Genomic DNA, 19,784 nt, shown 5'->3' with positions numbered 1-19,784 from the left:
TGATAAGAGTTTGCTGATATATTCATCTGTTCTTTAAGAAAATTTTCAAAAATATTAAATTTACTTTCATTAAAATAAGTTGGATCTTGTTCGCGAAGCCTAAATGCTTCTTTCATAATCGCGGCTTGAGTTGGTGCTCCTGCCTCTACTGAAAATCCAGCTCCTAATATATAAACCGTCTTCACTAACTTACTTTCTCCTTAGCTGAATAAAGTTAACGCTTTAATAACCGGCAGCCATCGGCGAAGCCGTGCATTTGGCTGTCCGGCGCCGTAGGCGCGAAGTTAATTGACTTGTTAGGTTTACCACTTGTAGACGCTATTGATCTCACATTCTATAGAGTCGATTTTTACGTTAATAACTTCTTGGTACGAGCTAAACGAAAAGTCAAAATCCATATCACCAGATTCTGAACCATATGAATAAAGCGAATGACTATCTGATTCGCTATCTGAATCTGTACTCCACGAATAGCTATCTTTTTTCTTGTATTCGATTTCTACTTCACACTCAACATCCACATCAAGGTAGTCATCGCCCTCGTAGTCTGTTGAAAGATCGTATTCGACTTCTATTTCACAACTACGATAATAGGAACCATCATAAGATTCTCTACAATCGATATCTGCATCAGTTGCTGTGACACATACCTGTGCATTTGAGTCATACTCATATTCGCAATCGTCACCAGACACACCATAAGATTGTGATGTTCCTGAACGATTTCCGGAGTTAACAACTTTAAGGTAGGCGCTACTTACCCAACCATATCTGGCTTTGCTGGGATCATTCCCAGGCAGATGCATAATCATTGCCCAGCTCCCTTGCACACGTATCACGCCTACGATTGAGTTTTGCGGCAAAGAAAACAGTGCTTTTCCATTTGGCTCTGATCTTACATTTAATGAGGATGCTGTTGTTTGAGCGATTGTTGTTGCTAAAACACTCAAAGAAAAAAAGGTCGTAAAGAAGAATATTATCAGTTGTTTCAAATCTGCCTCTCTGGAAACCTAACATTGTATTAGTGTGCGTGCTCAATTTGTCAAAATCGTTATACGCCCTGTTTTATCCATAACCTCATGATACGCATGTTGTTTTTCCATCTCTCTCATCAAGCTCTCTTCGGTGATAGTGTGCATGCCGCCTATCCCGGTTGAGGTATTCACATTATCCCCGCGCTTGTACTTTTAACCGATTGATTATTCGTGCTTTTTATTTTTTCGCCTAGGGAAAGTGTGAATCAGTCATGAGAAAGCGTGCATCCATGTGGGTGCTTTTGTTGCGTTCCACGCTACCGCCCTTCGGTTGGCGGCGTCCAAAAGGCCATGTAAGGGACATAAATATAAGGGTTAGCGTACCAGAGTGCAGAATAGCTGTTTAGACAGAATCGCCTAAAATGTTGGTGAGGTCAGAGTTTGGGAGTTTGCGGGGGAGTAAATGCAAAAAAGCCGCTGACTGAGCAGCGGCTTTTTAGTATGTGGCGGAGAGATAGGGATTTGAACCCTAGAAGGGCTATTAACCCTTGCCGGTTTTCAAGACCGGTGCTTTCAACCACTCAGCCATCTCTCCGGAACGGGGCGTATAGTAGAGGCTACTCAGTGCGATGTAAAGTGTGTTTTTACTTTCTCGCGCTTAAGTGCTGAAATTATCAGCAAACACCTATTTGAATAGGTTTCCCCTCTGCCACCCCGTTGCTTATTTAACCAAAACGACCATTGATATAGTCAGACGTCAGCTTATGCTCAGGATCATTAAACACTTTTTGTGTTGTGTTAACTTCGACCAAGCTACCAAGATGGAAATAAGCGGTGCGATCGGACACACGAGCTGCTTGCTGCATGGAATGCGTCACAATCACAATGCTGAAGTTCTTCTTCAAATCCGAGATCAGCTCTTCAATCACCCCAGTGGCAATCGGATCGAGGGCTGAACACGGCTCATCCATCAAAATAACTTCCGGTGCGACCGCAATAGTACGTGCAATACAAAGTCGCTGTTGCTGACCACCAGACAAGCCGGTTGCCGGCTGATCCAGGCGATCTTTAACCTCATTCCACAAACCGGCGCGTGTCAGCGATTGCTCCACCAGCTCATCCAAGTCAGTTTTACTGTCGACCAAGCCGTGAATACGCGGCCCATAAGCAACGTTGTCATACACGGATTTAGGAAACGGATTAGGACGTTGGAACACCATACCGACTTGTGAGCGCAATTCGACAATTTCACTCTCGCGGTGGTAAATGTCAGTGTCTCCCAAAATGATGTCCCCCGTCACCTCACAGCCCGGGATCGTATCATTCATACGATTTAAGCAACGCAAGAATGTCGATTTACCACAGCCTGATGGCCCAATCATCGCAAGCACTTCTTTCTCGCCGATATCAAGGCTCACATTTTTAATCGCCGGCTTAGATCCGTTGTCATAATTAACGAACACATTTCGTGCTGTCATGCGTGGCATATCAACAAACGGAATGCCACAGGTTTCATTCGGTGCCTGTGTGCTTTGTGGTGCGGCTTCTACTACATCTTCAGTCATGGTTAGGTTGTTCATTGTTGTCGTCGTCATGATTTTCTCTCCCGACTTACCAGCGTCGCTCGAGACGCTTACGCATAATCACCGCACAGGCATTCATAAAGGCTAAGAATGCCAGCAGTACCATGATTGCGCCTGAGGTATTTTCGACAAAGCCCTTTTCAGGATTCTCTGCCCATAAATAGATTTGCACGGGTAACGCTGTGGCCGCATCGAGCGGACCGGATGGCACATCAACGATAAACGCGATCATCCCGATCATCAGTAGCGGTGCCGTTTCTCCGAGTGCTTGTGCCATCCCGATAATGGTACCGGTTAACATGCCTGGCATCGCCAATGGCAAGACGTGGTGAAGCACCATTTGCATCTTAGATGCACCTACACCCAAAGCCGCATCACGGACCGAGGGCGGAACCGCTTTAATCGCCGAACGACTCGATATAATAATCGTCGGTAATGTCATGAGCGTGAGCACTAAACCACCAACGACTGGCGCCGAGCGTGGCAGATCAGCAAAGTTCAAGAAAACAGCCAGACCCAGCAAGCCAAACACAATCGAGGGGACGGCTGCTAAGTTGTTAATGTTAATTTCAATAATTTCGGTAATGCGATTACGTGGCGCAAATTCTTCCAAGTAAATCGCGGCTGCTACACCAATCGGGAAACTCAACGCCAGTGTTACCAACAAGGTGTAGAAAGACCCAACAGTCGCGCCCCAAATGCCCGCTAATTCAGCATCACGGCTATCACCATTGGTGAAGAAGCGCGTGTTGAACACGGTGCGCACGCGATTATCATCTTCTAGCTGGTTAAACCAGTTTATGTGCTTGTCTTTAAACTGACGATTTGACTCTGGGAGTTTGCCGTCGATGTTGCCTTTGTTAAATTGGTTGACGTTATCACCCGCCAATGCCCAAATCTCAATCTTTTGTCCGACCAGATCGGGGTTTGCGGCAACGCGGTCACGCAAATCGTATTCCGCGCCCGTAGAGATAAAGCGAAATAGATCACGTTTATCGCCCCGCGAGGTCACCTCTGGCATCGCATTAAATATGGCCTTCGCCAATACCGAACGATAACTGAGGTACTCCAATGTTTCATCGTTCAGTGGTTTTCCCTCAATGCCCAAGCTTTGCTCACTGAGATCAACCGTTAAACGGATTTCGGTGGTGTAAAACGCCGTATACCCTTGAGAGACAATCGACCCAATCAGCAATACCAAAAAGGTGAAAGCGAGAAAAATCGATGTCATACCATACCAACGGAAACGCTTTTCTTTTCCGCGACGTTTCGCAAGGCCTGCTTTTACCCTAGCACGCTTCTCTTGCGCAATTTTTTCGATTTTATCAGTCATATTGTTCTCGATATTTTTTCACGATGCGTAGCGCCACGAAGTTGAGCGCTAGCGTCACAACAAACAGCGTGAGACCCAAAGCAAATGCAGCCAACGTTTTAGGGCTATCGAACTCTTGGTCACCGACCAACAATGTCACGATTTGAACCGTGACTGTGGTCACCGATTCCAAGGGGTTCGCCGTTAAGTTAGACGATAATCCCGCCGCCATCACCACGATCATGGTTTCACCAATTGCGCGTGATACCGCCAGCAATAAACCACCGACAATGCCTGGTAACGCGGCAGGAATCACAACCTGACGCACGGTTTCAGAGGGGGTAGCGCCTAGCCCTAATGAACCATCACGCAGTGACTGAGGCACGGCGGATATCACATCATCGGACAGCGAGGAGACAAACGGAATGATCATAATGCCCATCACCGCACCAGCTGCGAGTGCACTTTCTGACGATGCACTGGTAAAGCCGATCGCATGAGCCACATCACGAATAAATGGCGCCGCAACTAACGCTGCGAAAAAGCCGTAAACCACTGTCGGGATCCCCGCAAGGATCTCTAAAATAGGCTTAACAATGCCACGAACACGGGGCGACGCGTATTCAGCCAAATAAATGGCACTCATTAACCCAACCGGTGCCGCGATACACATGGCGATGAATGAAATCATCAAAGTGCCGGTAAATAGCGGGATCGCACCAAAAGAACCACTTGAGGCTTGTTGATCTGCACGCAGTGCAATCTGTGGCGACCATTCGGTGCCAAAGATGAACTCGGTCACGGGGATCATTTGGAAAAATCGCATCGCTTCAAACAACACCGAGAGCACAATGCCGAATGTGGTTAAGATTGCGAGGGTTGAGCAGAACAATAAAAAGCCCTGCATAACGTTTTCGACCCGGTTGCGGGCACGTAAACGCAGTCGTAGCGAGCGCCAGCCAAAGGCTAATCCCGCCAACGCAAGTGCAGTCATTGCGGTGAATCGTAATGTGGTCCCTAAATGGTTCAGGGTTTGATAATGGTCCGCCGCAGCCAACAAGACAGCATCGTCAGTTTGGGTGATGCCACGAGCAATATTACCGATTTGACTGTATAACAAATCCGCATTGCCGAACTGCGTGACGTACGTATCGGAAATTTGTGCCATCACCAAACTGTGGATCAAGTTCGGTTCTACCGCTTGCCACAACAATAAAAGAACCAGTGCCGGAATCGCCGCCAAAATGGCGACATATGAGCCGTAATAGTTAGGTCGAGAATGCAGTTTGCTCAAGCCACCAGCCATGTTGGCAAGCTTAATAGAACGCGTTCGAGCAATAAAAAAGCCGGAAATTGCAATAATAGCAATCACGGTCATCAGCATGGGTGTTGTCATTGTTCCTCCTGAACACGAATAAAGGGGGTACGTGACACGTACCACCCTTTCGTATTCACAATGCGCTTACAAGTTTGGTTTTAAATCGACGGCAGCACTGCGTACTTGTTGCCACTCGTTTTCACCCAGTGGAATAAGGCCACGGTCAGCGAGATATCCCATGCTGCCCATTGCTTCTTCTGAGGTGAACGCTTTCACATAATCGGTCAGGCCAGGAATCACGTTCTCATGCGCCTTTTTAACGTAGAAATACAGTGAACGTGATACGGGATACTCGCCGGTACCAATGGCATCAAATGTTGGCAGAACACCCGAGATTTTAGAGCCTTGTACTTTGTCTGCGTTTTGCTCAAGAAAGCTGTAACCGAAGATGCCAAGCGCATCTGGGTTTGCTTCAAGCTTTTGCACGATCAAGTTATCGTTCTCACCGGCTTCGATGAAAGCACCGTCTTCGCGCATGCCGTGACAAATCGCTTTGAATTTGTCTTCGTTACTGTCTTCAAGTGCTGCGACTTCGGGATACTCGGAGCAGCCCGCTTCCATGGCTAGCTCAACAAACGCATCACGTGTCCCTGATGTTGGTGGTGGACCTAGCACCTCGATTTTGGTGTTAGGCAGTGATGGGTTCACGTCTTTCCACGTGTCATTGGGGTTGTCGATAAAGTTGCCGTTAGCGTCTGGGACGGTTTTAGCGAGTGCGGTGTAGATATCTTTTAGGGTGAGATCATACTGTTGCGATACTTTCGAGTTTGCGATAGCGATACCGTCATAACCGACTTTGATTTCGACAATCTCGTCGACGCCATTTGACTGACAGCGTTCAATTTCCGAGCTTTTGATTTTACGTGATGCGTTAGTCACATCTGGGGTGTTTTCACCGACGCCCGCACAGAACAACTTAAGTCCACCGCCTGAGCCAGTCGATTCGATTTTGGGTACTGAATATTGCGACGTGCGACCGAAGCGCTCAGCAACAACAGTAGCAAAAGGGTAAACAGTAGAAGAGCCAACGATGCTAATGTAGTCACGGCTTGCAGCCGTTGCGCTACCTGAGGCCAGCACGGCCATTGATACTGTCGTCGCTGCAAAGAGAGCTTTAAGTTTCACATCAACCTCCAAGTCGATTATTTAAGTTAGTGCTGTGTAAATCAATTTATCTACACATAACGAAGAACTCGGTTAACGAGGAGACACATTAAGCGCACAAAGTGACAGTTCCTTTATGCAATGATGAAGGTTTGATGACAGCCAGAGGCATTGGTAGCACACTCAAAAGTTGCTCAAGGTGCGCTAGCGCTGCGCGCGGAAGTGACTAGGATAGATGAAACATCGATAGCATAGCAGCGAGATAACATCACCATTGAGATGTTAGCTGCGAACAATTTGGATAAAGAAGGCAATGACAGATGCTAACCACAATGAGGACACACGGTTGAACACGGATACCAAGCCATTGGTACTCTTTTTGTGTGATGGAAAATACGGCGCGTCGTTAATGGCAGCCGCAATGATGAAAAGCAAAGCCAATAGTTTTTTTGATGTGCACTGTTATCACACAACGCAAACCATGAGCACCGATAAGGCCGCACAAGCGCTGATCCAGTTTCAAATATCGACTTACGATCTGGCGCCAGCGCCATTGGATGCACTGACACTCGACTATGTCGATTATTTAATTGCTCTGAATCCCGCATCGGTACAATCGGGCCTGCCATTGCCAAGCTACGGCAAATTCATTCCCTGGGATGTGACCGAAAACAGCGACGCCGGGCTTGCTGCCGTTTTGCGTGCTATCAACCAAAATGTGAATTACTTTCTCTCTCTGTATTTATTTCGATAAAAAAATGCGCCACTTAGGCGCATTTTTTGTTGTTATGCAATTACGGGTAACAAACCATGAAAAGCTACCACACTCAAGGTGAGCCGATCGCGCATCGTTTGGTACCCCGCTGGCTGATCGTTTTTCTGTTGACGATGTCGAACCCACCGTTCGGTAAGCCACACTAAAAAGTAACCTGCCGTAAGCACGCTTACGGTCAAGGATAGAGGTGTCGCCCCTTTGACCAATGCGCCCCATGCAAGCAAGGCGAACACATTACTGAGTACCAACGCATACCGACTCAATGTAGGCGATGTGTTATCCAGGCCGTTCCCCCACAACACGCCGGATAGAAAGCTTAAAATCACGGCACTGTAGGTAATAAACAATTGTTCGCCAGCTAAGCCAAAAACTGTCAACCCAGTCCAACTGACCACGAGGGCCCCCGCGAACGGTAATAGGCCAAGATAGCCTAAATTCAACATGGTGCGATCCGCTGACAATGAACGAACATCGGGTTGGGGCATTGTTTTACTCCTACTCATAAACCAGTTCAGCCAGTTTATACGGTATCACTGCCATGATGGCTGATAGCCCGTGTCGGTTTGCTGCTTTTCTCATCACTTTATACTTCACTACCGTGATAAAAGCCTCTTTTTTTTGCAAAGAAAACGCACCTTGCGTAAATTGTTGCGCGTTTTGTTGTTTAAAAAGGAGTTACTCATGTCAGCACGAAGTACGTCGGATGCGAGCAATGCCAGCACATTGCAGCATCCGTTTGCCGATTGCGTCACCCAAACGGGGCCGTTTAAGGGCGTTCATAAAAATATGATGATCGCCGCTACCCTTCTGGTTTTCGTCTTCGTTTTTTTTACCGGGTTTAACACTCACCTAGCAGCCAGTGTGTTTGCTGCTGCTCGCGGATGGGTAGAGTCTACGTTCGGTTGGTATTACATGTTGGTGCTTGTTCTCTTATTGGCCGCCAGCTTCATTATTGCAGTCACCCGTTTTGGTAGTATTCGTCTGGGTGACGACGACGATCGCCCCGAATTTAGTACTTTTTCGTGGCTATCGATGTTATTTTCCGCCGGTGTCGGTGTTGGCATATTGTTTTTTGGGGTAGCCGAACCCACGCTCTACTTTGATACAAGTGGTGCGTTCGGCTACCCCAACAACCCATATGCTGATATGGCAGGCGCAACCACCATGGGATTTGATCGCGCGGCCGCTGCTCTGCGTGTTACTTACTTTCACTGGGGCTTTCATGGCTGGGCCGTGTACGTCATTGTTGGCCTCGCGCTGGCGTATTTCTCGTTCCGTAAAAAACTGCCGCTCGCGCTGCGATCCACCATTTATCCGCTGATTGGCGATCGGATCTACGGCCCCATTGGTCATATCACCGACATCTTGGGTGTCCTGGGCTGCGTATTCGGTGTCGCTACCTCGCTCGGGTTAGGTGTCAGTCAGATCGCGGTGGGGCTCGATCGCTTATTTGGCGTCGACCCGGGTGTCATGACTCAGGTTATCCTGATCGTTTTGATTTCTGTGGCCTCAATCATGTCGTCTCTGTCTGGCGTCGGCAAAGGGATCCGCATTATTTCCGAGTGGAACATTATCGTCTCGGCATTGGTGATCGCCTACTTCTTATTTGGTGGGCCAACTACCTGGTTAATCCACGTCTTTGGTGCTTCACTCAGTGACTATTTGGTCGGTTTTATCCCGATGGGACTGTGGTTTCCTGAAACACCAGGCCCAGCCGCATGGCAAAATGCCTGGACCATTTTCTACTGGGGTTGGTGGATTGGCTGGGCGCCCTTTATTGGCTTATTTATTGCCCGCATTTCTCGCGGACGTACCCTGCGTGAGTTTGTGGTTTGTGTGCTTTGCGCGCCAACGCTGATGATTTTTGCCTGGTTGGCCATTTTTGGCGGCAATGCGTTGCATCAAGAGCTTGTTGCTGAGACGGGTGTCGGTACAGCGGGAATCATTGATTTGGTGAATGGCTGGGACTTGCCTGCGGCATTGTTCGCCACAGCCGATGGCATTACCGGCGGCGGTATCTGGGGTTGGATACTGAACGCCATGATGATCTTTTTGCTGTTTAGCTGGTTTATTACCTCGTCCGATTCCAGCACCTTGGTGCTCACCACCATTCTGTCGATGGGCAATGATGATCCGCCGAAACGCTTCCGTGTTTTCTGGGGCACCATGATCGGCGCCGTCGCCGCGGTGCTTTTGGTCGCAGGCGGCTTAAGAGCCTTACAAACGGCCAACATGGTGACTGCATTACCTATCAGTGTATTGGTGATCTTAATGACCATCAGTGTGATGAAGTCTTTACTGGCAGAGCCGGTTGGCAAGCCCACCGCCTCGACGCCATCACAAGCGAATCACTAGACCGGTTTCACTGACCAACGAAAGCGCCACCTCATACGGTGGCGCTTTTTATTCAAGGTCGTCTTATTCGAGGTCGTCGTCGCTTTTATGGGTTGGTACCATCGACGGCCATCGCCAGCACACTGACCGGATGCAAGGCTTCCAACGGTGTGTTCTCTTCAATTTGCCATTTGCAGGTTTCACAATCAGTGATAGCAAAGTCGGCTTCTGCAGCTTTAATCTGAGCAAACAAACCACTACCGATGGCAATCGAGGTTTGATAGTTCTCGGTTTTAAAGCCATAGGTGCCTGCCAAACCACAACACTCGCTATCGAGCACAATCACCTCTAGCCCGGGGATCATCCGCAATAGCTCAATGGTGAACATCGCATTGCCACTGCGCTCCAAGTGACAAGGGGTGTGATACACCACCCGTTTATTGACGGGTTTTAGCTTGGGCATCTCGCCATTCATTGCCGCTTTGAGTAAAAAACGGGTCACGAAGCTAATTTGTCCTGCCACATGCTGATTGTCGACGCCCAATACATGCGGATATTCTTCTTTGAGTGTCAGCGCACACGATGATGACGTCGCGATCACTGGGCGCTCGTCGGCAACAGAATCGGCAATCATCGCGGTATTGGCGGTGGCATTACGTCTTGCTTTATCATAAAAACCGTTAGCAATTAAGGGGACACCACAGCATTTGTGTTTCTCTAATAGCTGAACGCCATAGCCCATCGCATTCATTACTGTGACCAAGTCTTTGCCGAGCTGCGGATTGTTAAAATTCACATAACAACCGTGAAAATAGCTGACTTGTTTGGGGTATTCAGCTTGTGCCGCCGTTTGGCTTTTCATCCAGCGGCGGAAGGTACCAAAAGAATACTTAGGCAAGGATTTATGTTTATCTACCCCAATGGTGGCATGCATCACCGCTTTTACCGGTTTTAGATCCGTCATCGCATTCACAATCGGTGCCACCGGGTTCGCCAAGGTACCAAATAAATCAGTGTGGCTGAGCACGTAATCACGCATCAACTTAGGATTGATGTTTTTCTCGCCATGTTTACCCCGAGCGACGGCAATGATATCACCAATTTTTACCCCAGAGGGACAGGCGGTTTCGCAGCGTTTGCAGTTGGTGCATAGTTTGAGTAGGTCGTCATAATACTCTGGATTTTTAATCCGCAGACGCTCGCCGTCCGGCCCACACTCTTTGGGGCCCGGATACGCCGGATTCACTTTCGACACGGGGCAGTACACAGTGCAGACGGTACACTTGATACACTGGTCAAAACTGGTGGGCTGCGGTGCATGGTCGCGATATTCTCGCTGTTTAAGCCATTCAGTTAACATATGGCCTCCTTAGCGTTTGCCATCACGGCAAGTGCTCGTTGTGCCGCGGCGTAGCCTGTTGCAACCGCAACGCCTCCGCCGCAACCTTCAAAGACGGGGTCGTAACCACTGAGTACTGCCCCACATACAAACACGTTTTGACAACGTTTTCCGCGCGCGGTAGGCCGCAGTTGGTTATCGGTGTTAATACCGAAGGCCATAAAAGGATGACTTTTCTGGCTGAAAAAGTCGTCATTGCGCCATTCGCTGCGGTCAGGGCTTTGTACCATATCTAACCCCAGTGTTGGCTCGCTAACTTGGGTGCGATCCGCATTCAAGCCGCGGCTAAAATAGCTTCCCGTCGCCAAGATCACTGCCTCTGCGGTTAACGGAATATCCTCTAACTGACGGGTATGTAATGCGGTGAGGCGGCCACTGTCGTCAAACTCGCCGCTGGTAACTTGATCACCGCGCAGCAACATGCCACCTGCGCTGGCAAACGCGCGCTGCAGGGCCTCTTCTATTCGAATCCCGAGTAACGAAGGCGGCATGGTGGGCACTTCATGGAAGCAACGATCGGTGCGCTGTTTAAGTGCATCCATGCCCTGCTCGCCCGCGACGTTGGCAATAATAGCAGGCAAAATCACGAGCTCATCCGGTCCAGATTGCGCGATTAACTGCTCGCACAGGCTGTCAAAGGCGTTAGGCTCGGCCAGTAAGCGTGACAGATCAACCGAGCGCAATTCATTGCGGTTACGGCGCAGACGCTCCGCACCAGGAATCGAAAGCGTCATGGTACGACTCGGGCAGGAGGCAAAATCACGCTGCGCGGTAATGGTGTCTTTGGCTAACGTCGGTTGCGCATCGCGATAGCCGTCAATGGCGGCAAAACAGAGACCCGAAAAACGGCGCGGGCCACGATGTTGATACACGTGCCCTTGCGATAACCACGTCGGACGCACGGTGCCCAGCGGCGTGATCCGGCCATGATTGGCGTTGTCTTCTTGGTGATACAAACATACTTTTTGCGCACTGAGTTGCTGTTGGAACCAGGTTAACGAATCGGTGATCTCATCAAGGCTCACCTTGGCATAAGGGTGCTCAGGGTGCTGGCGGACCAATTTGGGAATCGCCTCAAACGGTTGGGTAACCGGCTCACCATTAGGAAAATGGCCCAGTACATCAATTGAACCCGAGGAAAAATGCAGTGCACTTTGTCCCGCACTGATCATTACCGTTTTTTTGCCGGCTTCCAATGCACGTATCGCTGCCGTATACCCAGCAATGCCACCGCCAATCACCGCAATATCATAGTGAATCATTGTGAGACCTCCTGATCGACAGCTTGAGTGGACACTTGCTCATTCATTTCCGTTTTTGACTCCTCGCTCGACGACTTAGGCACATCACCGGCGCCAAATAATCCTTGATAAATCCAGTAACTAAATTCGGCTTCGCGTAAAGCGTCCCCCCAGAAGATAGGCTTGACGCCCTTCCAGCGCTCTTCAAGAAAGTCCACCAGCAGCCCAGCACTCGCTTGCCCATCTAATCCTCCGCACTCACTGAATAAGCTGGCGGCGCGATAACTGCACAACTCGCCCTGACACGGCCCCATTCCAAGACGGGTGCGACGGCGTAAATCAGTGATGTTTTTTGCATCCAACGATTGAATGGCGTAATTCACCTCGCCTTTGGTCACCATTTCGCATTCGCAAATCACCGCTTGGCTGTCGTCACTTTCATCCAAGAAATGGCTGACGCGTTCGCCATGGCGATAATAGGCGGATTGATAGACGGGTTTGACCAAGCTTGCACTGGCTTTGCTGATCCCTTTGGAGGGCTCAGAGCCCGGTAGCGGCCGTGTCGCGGTTTGGCAGACATTGCGGTTACCCAGTTTTTCAGCCACCAAATCTGTGGCTTGCTCGGCCATCAGTCGATAGGTCATGAGTTTGCCACCGGTAATGGTGATCAAACCGTCAAGGCCATCGCGCGCTTGGTGGTCAAGCAACACGATGCCGCGGCTAATATTACGACCACTGCCATCATCGTCCACCGAGACCAATGGACGTACGCCTGCATAAGCCCGTAACACCCGAGTATTGGCCATGATGGGAGCCAGCTTGGCGCCCTCGCGCATCAGCACATCCACTTCTTGTGGCGTCACCGCCAACTTATCAATTTGGTCGTACTCAATATGCTCAGAGGTGGTACCGATTAAGGAAATGGTGTCACCGGGCACCAAGATGTCGGCGTCGGCCGGTTTGCGACAGCGGTTGATCACTCGATTATTAATGCGGTAATCGAGGATCAGCAATGAGCCCTTGGCAGGAAACATTTTGATGTTGAGATCGGCATACTCACAGATAGTCTGGCCCCAAATCCCTGCCGCATTGATCACTTGCTGGGCCATAATCGAAAAGCGCTCACCCGTAAGAGTGTGGATACAATGAACCCCTTGTACCGTCGCGCCTTGGCGAATTAATCCAGTGACTTGGGTATGATTAAATACCTTGCCGCCATGCTCTTTACCGTCTAACACATTTGCCGCACACAAACGAAAGGGGTCAACCGTGCCATCGGGCACTTGCACGGCGCCTATCATGGCCGGGTTAGCATTGGGCTCTAGAGCGAGCGCCTCATGCGGTGTGAGTTTTCGTGTCGGAATACCGGCTTTATCACAACTGGCGATAAAGGTATCTTGGTAGGCCAGATCGTCTTCCGGCAAGGTAATAAACAGCCCCTTGGTATCTTCCACGCAATGACGCGCCACAGATTTAAGAATGGTGTTTTCTTGGATGCATTCGCGTGCCGATTCGGTATCCGTGACCGCGTAACGAGCCCCAGAGTGCAACAACCCATGGTTGCGACCCGAAGTGCCTGCCGCAATATCGTCACGTTCGAGCAAAATGCACGAGATGCCGCGAAGCGCACAATCGCGCATGATGCCAGTGCCGGTCGCACCGCCACCAATGATGACCACATCCGTTTCAATATAATGGCGAGTTGGCATGGGGCCTCCTTGTTACTTTATCGTAACCAGAGTGTGGCATTTCCCGTGCAACAATGACGGCGACAACATCACACTATGCGCGAAAGCGAAAAGGAAACTGCGGCTTGTTTGATTTAGGACAAACTTTTGCGTGGCGGATAGCGCGCGAATGGTGACACGGCAAATGGGTACTACAAGAAATCAGGCCGCGTTTATCCGCCATTTGAGGAAAACACCTAGGGATAGCATGGTCGTGAAAAAGAAGACAAAGAAGACAAAGACGCCATGCTCGAAAACGCGCATTGTTAATACATTGTGTATTTATTGGCTATTATTGCCCGATCTCAAATGTTGTCGAGTCATGGTGGCGCGATAACACAGTGCCACCACGAAGCATAATCCCGCCGGAAACAACAAGGCCGTAAAGTGGAAATGCGCAAATAGCGCCGCCCCTACCACGCCGCCGACAATAAACCCCGACGCAATCAGTAAAAACAGCATCAGTTTACGCTTATCAACGCGGTTACCGCGCAGCTTGCCGCCCAACATTAAGCCTAAATCGGTGATAATACCGGTTAAATGGGTTGAGCGTACAATCGCACCACTATAGGTGGTCGCCATCGCATTTTGCAGGCCACAAGCCGCCGATGCCGCCAGTTGACCAATGGCAATGCCGCGGGACAAAAAATAAAACGCCACCACAATTAACCCGGCTTCAACAAAGAGTGCCGAGTCATAATGGCGGCCCAGCTTTAGCGTGCTGCCATGCAATAAGCAGCCGGACACCGCAGCACCAAGGAAAAAGGCCAACAATAAGCCACCCAGCTGAACAACGTGCATCCACTGGCCCGCAAACAGCCCCGAGCCAAATTGCGTCGCAGTGCCTGACACGTGTGAGACGGCTTGGTGTTCAAAGCCCAACAGACCGATCGCATTGATGGTGCCGGCGATCAGCGCCAACACGAACGCCCCGGATTCAACCCACCGAGGCAAACGGGTAATCATTGGCTTTCCTTGCGTTAGTTAGTCGGTGACGATGCTGGCGGGTCGAGCCTATCGAGTTGGTTATGACGGATCATCGCTTGCAACTCTTCCACATAGGCCTGCCCACGCTCAGAGTAGCGCCCTAACCCATTGGCGAGCACCGCGCCTGAAAGCGTTTTGTTTTGCTCTCGCAGACGGGCGCGGATCTCGCGTAGTCCTTGATATGCGGCATGGGTATTAAGGTTGTTGATATAGCTTTCTACCGAGGCTTGTGGCCCTTCAAACGCAGCCACTTCATGGGTTTTGCCTTCCGTTCGCTGCTTAGGCACCAGACCACAGCCTTTGCTGAAACACCACTGCCCAAAGTAGTTATTGCCTTCACGTGCAAACCGTGAGGTGCCCCACGCACTCTCATTGGCTGCCTGCGCTAACACCAGCGACGGCGGAATGATATCCACTCGTTGGATCAGCGCCATCCAATTTGCTTCCTGGCTAACATCAAAGTCTGCTAACTCGTACTGATTCGCCAGCGCTTGGACGCGTTTTGTTTCTCGGCTACTTAACGCATTTTTACGCGCGTGCCATGCCAACAATGCGGTACGATCGGCCCGTATTTGGCTATTTATCGTATTGACAACGGGCGTGAAGTAATCAAAAAATGCCTGCTTGCGCTCTGCCCCCGCGGCAAAAGATTGGAAATCAGGAACAAGGGGAGCTTTGGGCTGCTGACGCGAGATCAAAATGGTGATAGCCACAGCAACAATAGCCATGCCAATCAAGACAAAGTTACGATGTTTCATGATGCCCCTGATGTTGTCGATGTGAGCGGTATTATACGCGAAATACCCGTTGGCGACGAATACCGCCCTCTCAACTTTATACTGGCAGTGCCACATCTATTTTAACAGGGAAAAATCACCCGAAAGCACGCCCCACCTAAATCACTATGGTCAACCTCAACATGGCCGCCGTGACGAGTGACAATTTGTTTAACGATCGCAAGCCCTAAACCATAGCCGGAACGCTTTTTATCGCGGGAACGATCCGCACTGTAAAAGGCATCAAAAATAAACGGCCAGTGTGACGATTCGATCCCCTCACCATCATCGTGTACCGCGATCACCAGCTGAGTGTCCTCACAATAGACACGCACGGCTATTTGACTGGTCGCATACTTCTCCGCATTACCGATTAAGTTTGTGATCACTCGGTTGAGCAGGTGAGGGTCGGCCTTAACACTGGGCAAATCTTGTGGTGCATCCAAACTCACGGACTTAGTGCTCAGCGTTTGCCAACGCGGCCATTGTGCATTCATCCACACAGACGTATCGAGCGTTTGCAGCGAAAATAGCGTGTTAGGATGATCAACACGGGCCAGATACAGAAGCTCATCGACCAGTGACGTCATTTCATCAGTGTCTTCAATAATACTCGCCACTTTTTTTTGCTGCTTGCTATCTAACTGGCTTTCTCCCAACAATTCAGCTTGCCATTGAATTCGAAATAACGGCGATCGCAATTCATGCGCCACCGCATTGGTTAATGCTCGGCTACTCGTAACTAAATGACCAATGCGATCGGCCATATGATTAAAGGTGCGATTCAGTGATCCAACACGCTGGTGGCTCCGCGTGGACGCACGTGCGGTAAGATTACCGTCTGCAAACTGATGTGCTGTTTTCTCGAGCGCACGGACACGACGACTTAAAAACCACACCATAAAGAAGCTATAGATGGCAAACCCGCCGAATAAAAACACAACCAGCAAGTCTTCATTAAACGCAACGGATTGATGTAGCTCAGAGTCTGGCGCATTTTGCATACTGTAAAACGTTTGATGATCCGATAGCTTGAGCCATAGCGTGTCTTCATCATCGTAAAAGACATCAGCGTCACGGCTTTGCTGGTTAAAATAGGTTGCAACAGTTGCCGGGACAGTGTGCGTGTTGTACACATCCAGCTCTAATTCGACCTTGTCAACGTAGCCTCGGAGTACCTGCAAGGCAGCCTCTGTACCAGACGTCGCTTCAATGGCATCGAGCATATCTACAATGCCATCCGCTCTTCTTTGTTCGAGTATGGCGTCATAATCACCGAGCACGCCCTCTTCAAAGACAAAAAAAGAGGTCATGGTGATAAAAAAAACAACCACTAACCCCACATAGAATTCAATATATATTCTGCGCATGCCCGTACCTTAAAACGCGAATGATGAGTATGAATAGACAGTCCTTGCTGCTTGTCCAGATAGTGCTCATGCAGATAATGCTTATGCAGAACCAGACGATATCATGATACTAAATCATCTGCGCATCGACTTCTGTCGGTGGTTTGTCACGATCCTGAACCGTATTTTTCAGCGCATTACCTTGATGGCGACATCCATTGACCACTTGTCGACATAGACAGACAAAAAAGTGACATTCATCGCCCTTTATATTGAGTACCCTGCAGCCCTATAACAATCAGGGGTGTAAATCATGAAAACACATTCAATGCTCGTTATTTTAGCATTAACGTCATCAGCCTCTGCGATGAGTGTCAATGCAAAAGAAAATACAGAAAATCGTTACTTTATCGGTTTTAAACACGGCAACACTATTTTTACAGACGCCAAATCACCGAAAATAAGGCATTGGGACATAGCAGAAGGATGGAGCAGTCATCCTGACTCGCCGTCAGGTGCAGACTTTGATAAAGTGTCAACAACATCGATCAACATCGGGAAAAACGTTTATCAGCATGGCAGCCATAGTATCGACATGTATGGTTTTTATGATTTGGGAGGCTCTACGTTTACGTCCTTGAAAGACCGTTCAGAAACCAAACGTCATATAGATACCTTCGGTCTAGGCGGAAAATATAAGTATTCGATCAGTGCTACTCTTTATAGCTTTGCTGGATTGGAAGTCGGTCATTATAAAGACACGCTCAAGCATAAGGCGATAACCGAATGCAGTAATAGCAGCTATTGCTACGAAACCGAAAAAAGTCAAACCTCCAAATCTGGACTAATGACTGCCGCATTTATTGGTGCAGGTGTTAACTTAAACGAAGATGTAGACGTTGAGTTAGGGTTAAGACACCAACGCCTCAATAAAAACAAATACGATGACGAGTTTGATTTCAAAAAGTCAAACCAAATCTATCTCGGCCTTAACTATCACTTTTAATCTTCTACTAGGCAGTCATACCATGGCTGTCTAGTTCTACTAGTCATACGGTCATGTTAAACAGAACATTAGCCCTCATTGCCACACTTGTTATAGTTTTATATTGTTATTTTATATCAACAACTTATTCGCCTAGCAACCAACGAAACATGGCGCTTGTTGATCGCGTTATGCTCAATGAATTAGACGCATTATTTTCTTTTCCACCTCAGGACATATGGAACAATCAGTATGTGTTACAGGATCACCCTATAGTATTGGTGAGTAAAAAAAAGTGGAATATATACAGCACAATATTTATCGTCAATAAACCGGACAACTACGATAGCGTTTGGCTAAAAAAAGTCGATACCTCACCATACCAGAACATTAGCAACCTCTACAGCACACGCTGGTATGATCTAAGCACGCTGTTATGGCGATTTATTGCGAACTTCACAAACACAATGATTGAGGGTAAAGACGCATTAGTGTTTTATTATTCTGAAGGGTCTTTCCTCATTAATGACAATAAAGGTGCAGCGTTTTCACAATTTATGTCTCATGAAGCATTCCACCTGTATCACCAAAAAAGATGGCATTATGATCAAAATGGTAATGAATTTATCGAACAATACCCACATAATCATGAACACTATCAGCTACTCGCGCGCGAAATGACGCTACTTGACCAAGCGTTAGACAATTTATCAGACAAAAACGTATTAAAAAGCACGCTGCGAGAGTGGATTGCGATTAGAGAAAAACGCTATCAGCAATGGCCCCAACTCGTCGCGGAGACGAACAGTGAAACAATGGAAGGAACAGCAACATACGTAGAGCTCAAACCCTTTCTTCTACACTATGATGAAATGTTTGTTCCTGCCGCAAATGACACTGTTCTCTCATTTAATGACTATTTTAATTGGATCATTAGCAGTAACAATCACCATTTACTCGAACGAAGAATGTCTTATGAAAAGGGATTGGCGCTATGCCTCATACTTGACCAACTCTCAGAGACGTGGAAACAAACCCTTGGTGAAAATGCGCCTACGCTCTACGCGTTGATCAAAACAAGGGTCGTCACGTCAGAGCAAACTTACCAAGTGTCAGGAACAAATAAGTAACCTTTCCCCCGTACCGTGATAATACGGTGCGGGCTCGCCGCGTCATCCATCAGTTTTTTTCGCAGTGTAACAATCTTATTGTCTACCGTTCTGTCGATACCGTCATATTCAATGCCCCGTAGCGCTTTGGTCAGTGTATCTCGAGACTGAACCGCATCGGGGTGTGACGCGAGCTGCCACAGTAAGTCAAACTCACTTTCCGTTAACGTAATGCTTTGTTCATCCAACTGGCACTGTCGGCGCGCTTGATTAAGCACAAGCCCACCATATTGCAACAGCCTTGACGGTGTTGATGGCAGGGTAACTTCTGATTGACGACGCAATAACATCCGTACTCGCGCCATCAGTACTCTTGGTTTAATGGGTTTACTAACAAAGTCATCGGCGCCAATTTCCAGTGCCGCGACATGATCAAAGTCGTCATCACTGGCGGTTAACATCATAATAAGTCCGTGAAAATCATTGCGTATCTGTCGACAAATTGTCAATCCATCATCGCCAGGCAGCATCAAATCCAGCAAGACTAAATGAGGCTGATCCGCTAAAATGCGTTCTGCCGCCCCCGTCCCCTGCTCTAATGCCGTTACTGTGTAATTTTGTGCCTCGAAGTAGTCTGTCAGCATTTCGCGCATTTTCGGATCATCTTCAACCACAAACAAATGTATTTTTTCTTCCATTTTCACTCATAACAACGTGATTATCTTACCTATGGTTACCTCAATTGTAGTCT

Annotated in this window: 18 protein-coding genes and 1 tRNA gene; 4 read left to right on the top strand and 15 right to left on the bottom strand. The window is 48.6% G+C overall.

Annotated features, from left to right (window positions below; translation table 11 throughout):
* The 7 genes from BZG75_RS08185 to BZG75_RS08155 all read right to left on the bottom strand — a co-directional run.
* The coding region (locus BZG75_RS08185; protein ID WP_199878873.1) for a hypothetical protein at window positions 1-185 on the bottom strand (185 nt) is incomplete at its 3' end.
* 117 nt (window positions 186-302) lie between these two features.
* Complete coding sequence (locus BZG75_RS08180; RefSeq protein WP_131825138.1) at window positions 303-992, bottom strand: SH3 domain-containing protein; 690 nt, start codon at window positions 990-992, stop codon at window positions 303-305.
* Between the two features lie 486 nt (window positions 993-1,478).
* Window positions 1,479-1,569 (bottom strand) — tRNA-Ser (locus tag BZG75_RS08175).
* 130 nt (window positions 1,570-1,699) lie between these two features.
* Entirely contained in the window at window positions 1,700-2,452 is a 753-nt protein-coding gene (pstB, locus tag BZG75_RS08170; protein ID WP_443216191.1) for a phosphate ABC transporter ATP-binding protein PstB, read from the bottom strand.
* Window positions 2,453-2,585: 133 nt separating this feature from the next.
* Entirely contained in the window at window positions 2,586-3,890 is a 1,305-nt protein-coding gene (pstA, locus tag BZG75_RS08165) for a phosphate ABC transporter permease PstA (RefSeq protein ID WP_077576674.1), read from the bottom strand.
* Window positions 3,883-5,265, bottom strand: a complete 1,383-nt coding sequence (gene pstC, locus BZG75_RS08160; RefSeq protein WP_021023114.1) for a phosphate ABC transporter permease subunit PstC — start codon at window positions 5,263-5,265, stop codon at window positions 3,883-3,885. Before pstC ends, pstA begins: the two co-directional genes overlap by 8 nt.
* Before the next feature lie 66 nt (window positions 5,266-5,331).
* The gene (locus BZG75_RS08155) at window positions 5,332-6,372 is read right to left on the bottom strand and encodes a substrate-binding domain-containing protein (RefSeq protein ID WP_077461247.1); all 1,041 of its coding nucleotides are present in this window, start codon (window positions 6,370-6,372) and stop codon (window positions 5,332-5,334) included.
* Between the two features lie 292 nt (window positions 6,373-6,664).
* On the opposite strand from BZG75_RS08155, the gene BZG75_RS08150 reads away from it, so the two are divergent.
* Window positions 6,665-7,105: a hypothetical protein gene (locus BZG75_RS08150; protein ID WP_077576673.1), complete on the top strand. Its 441-nt coding sequence runs from the start codon at window positions 6,665-6,667 to the stop codon at window positions 7,103-7,105.
* Between the two features lie 32 nt (window positions 7,106-7,137).
* Here BZG75_RS08150 and BZG75_RS08145 read toward each other — a convergent pair whose 3' ends face one another.
* On the bottom strand, window positions 7,138-7,611 hold the full coding sequence (locus tag BZG75_RS08145) for a DUF3429 domain-containing protein (RefSeq protein WP_242413591.1): 474 nt from the start codon (window positions 7,609-7,611) through the stop codon (window positions 7,138-7,140).
* A gap of 196 nt (window positions 7,612-7,807) precedes the next feature.
* Between BZG75_RS08145 and BZG75_RS08140 the strand changes: the two genes are divergently transcribed.
* Window positions 7,808-9,481 carry a BCCT family transporter gene (locus BZG75_RS08140; RefSeq protein ID WP_077576672.1) on the top strand — a complete coding sequence of 558 codons (1,674 nt, stop codon included), beginning with the start codon at window positions 7,808-7,810 and terminating at the stop codon, window positions 9,479-9,481.
* 85 nt (window positions 9,482-9,566) lie between these two features.
* On the opposite strand, the gene glpC is transcribed toward BZG75_RS08140, so the two are convergent.
* The 6 genes from glpC to BZG75_RS08110 form a co-directional block, all read right to left on the bottom strand.
* Window positions 9,567-10,820 (bottom strand): anaerobic glycerol-3-phosphate dehydrogenase subunit GlpC, encoded by a 1,254-nt coding sequence (gene glpC, locus BZG75_RS08135; protein ID WP_077576671.1) that lies wholly within the window; start codon window positions 10,818-10,820, stop codon window positions 9,567-9,569.
* Window positions 10,814-12,121 carry a glycerol-3-phosphate dehydrogenase subunit GlpB gene (gene glpB / locus BZG75_RS08130; protein WP_077576670.1) on the bottom strand — a complete coding sequence of 436 codons (1,308 nt, stop codon included), beginning with the start codon at window positions 12,119-12,121 and terminating at the stop codon, window positions 10,814-10,816. Before glpB ends, glpC begins: the two co-directional genes overlap by 7 nt.
* Window positions 12,118-13,809, bottom strand: coding sequence for an anaerobic glycerol-3-phosphate dehydrogenase subunit A (gene glpA, locus BZG75_RS08125; RefSeq protein WP_077461242.1), 1,692 nt, complete (start codon window positions 13,807-13,809; stop codon window positions 12,118-12,120). Before glpA ends, glpB begins: the two co-directional genes overlap by 4 nt.
* 300 nt (window positions 13,810-14,109) lie before the next feature.
* Window positions 14,110-14,793: a YoaK family protein gene (locus BZG75_RS08120; RefSeq protein ID WP_077461241.1), complete on the bottom strand. Its 684-nt coding sequence runs from the start codon at window positions 14,791-14,793 to the stop codon at window positions 14,110-14,112.
* 14 nt (window positions 14,794-14,807) lie between these two features.
* On the bottom strand, window positions 14,808-15,572 hold the full coding sequence (locus BZG75_RS08115; protein ID WP_021023126.1) for a glucosaminidase domain-containing protein: 765 nt from the start codon (window positions 15,570-15,572) through the stop codon (window positions 14,808-14,810).
* A gap of 101 nt (window positions 15,573-15,673) precedes the next feature.
* Window positions 15,674-16,960, bottom strand: coding sequence for a HAMP domain-containing histidine kinase (locus BZG75_RS08110; RefSeq protein WP_077576669.1), 1,287 nt, complete (start codon window positions 16,958-16,960; stop codon window positions 15,674-15,676).
* Window positions 16,961-17,252: 292 nt separating this feature from the next.
* On the opposite strand from BZG75_RS08110, the gene BZG75_RS08105 reads away from it, so the two are divergent.
* Window positions 17,253-17,945: an outer membrane protein gene (locus BZG75_RS08105; RefSeq protein ID WP_077576668.1), complete on the top strand. Its 693-nt coding sequence runs from the start codon at window positions 17,253-17,255 to the stop codon at window positions 17,943-17,945.
* Between the two features lie 149 nt (window positions 17,946-18,094).
* Window positions 18,095-19,054, top strand: a complete 960-nt coding sequence (locus tag BZG75_RS08100) for a hypothetical protein (RefSeq protein ID WP_077576667.1) — start codon at window positions 18,095-18,097, stop codon at window positions 19,052-19,054.
* On the opposite strand, the gene BZG75_RS08095 is transcribed toward BZG75_RS08100, so the two are convergent.
* Entirely contained in the window at window positions 19,027-19,731 is a 705-nt protein-coding gene (locus tag BZG75_RS08095) for a response regulator (RefSeq protein ID WP_077486929.1), read from the bottom strand. The two genes, BZG75_RS08100 and BZG75_RS08095, sit on opposite strands and share 28 nt — an antisense overlap.
* Between the last annotated feature and the right edge of the window lie 53 nt (window positions 19,732-19,784).

The organism is Salinivibrio sp. AR640 (assembly GCF_001995405.1).
Taxonomy (GTDB): Bacteria; Pseudomonadota; Gammaproteobacteria; order Enterobacterales; family Vibrionaceae; genus Salinivibrio; species Salinivibrio costicola.
Note: the sequence above shows the minus strand (reverse complement) of the source record. Positions and strands in the feature narration are given on the sequence as shown.

Excerpts from the sequence above, each read along its gene's own strand:
- pstB (WP_443216191.1), bottom strand. The coding sequence starts at position 2,452 with ATGACAGCACGAAATGTGTTCGTTAATTATGACAACGGATCTAAGCCG.
- BZG75_RS08120 (WP_077461241.1), bottom strand. The coding sequence starts at position 14,793 with ATGATTACCCGTTTGCCTCGGTGGGTTGAATCCGGGGCGTTCGTGTTG.
- glpB (WP_077576670.1), bottom strand. The coding sequence starts at position 12,121 with ATGATTCACTATGATATTGCGGTGATTGGCGGTGGCATTGCTGGGTAT.
- BZG75_RS08095 (WP_077486929.1), bottom strand. The coding sequence starts at position 19,731 with ATGGAAGAAAAAATACATTTGTTTGTGGTTGAAGATGATCCGAAAATG.
- BZG75_RS08105 (WP_077576668.1), top strand. The coding sequence starts at position 17,253 with ATGAAAACACATTCAATGCTCGTTATTTTAGCATTAACGTCATCAGCC.
- BZG75_RS08140 (WP_077576672.1), top strand. The coding sequence starts at position 7,808 with ATGTCAGCACGAAGTACGTCGGATGCGAGCAATGCCAGCACATTGCAG.
- glpA (WP_077461242.1), bottom strand. The coding sequence starts at position 13,809 with ATGCCAACTCGCCATTATATTGAAACGGATGTGGTCATCATTGGTGGC.
- BZG75_RS08150 (WP_077576673.1), top strand. The coding sequence starts at position 6,665 with ATGACAGATGCTAACCACAATGAGGACACACGGTTGAACACGGATACC.
- pstA (WP_077576674.1), bottom strand. The coding sequence starts at position 3,890 with ATGACTGATAAAATCGAAAAAATTGCGCAAGAGAAGCGTGCTAGGGTA.
- BZG75_RS08100 (WP_077576667.1), top strand. The coding sequence starts at position 18,095 with ATGGCGCTTGTTGATCGCGTTATGCTCAATGAATTAGACGCATTATTT.
- BZG75_RS08115 (WP_021023126.1), bottom strand. The coding sequence starts at position 15,572 with ATGAAACATCGTAACTTTGTCTTGATTGGCATGGCTATTGTTGCTGTG.
- pstC (WP_021023114.1), bottom strand. The coding sequence starts at position 5,265 with ATGACAACACCCATGCTGATGACCGTGATTGCTATTATTGCAATTTCC.
- glpC (WP_077576671.1), bottom strand. The coding sequence starts at position 10,820 with ATGTTAACTGAATGGCTTAAACAGCGAGAATATCGCGACCATGCACCG.
- BZG75_RS08145 (WP_242413591.1), bottom strand. The coding sequence starts at position 7,611 with ATGCCCCAACCCGATGTTCGTTCATTGTCAGCGGATCGCACCATGTTG.
- BZG75_RS08110 (WP_077576669.1), bottom strand. The coding sequence starts at position 16,960 with ATGCGCAGAATATATATTGAATTCTATGTGGGGTTAGTGGTTGTTTTT.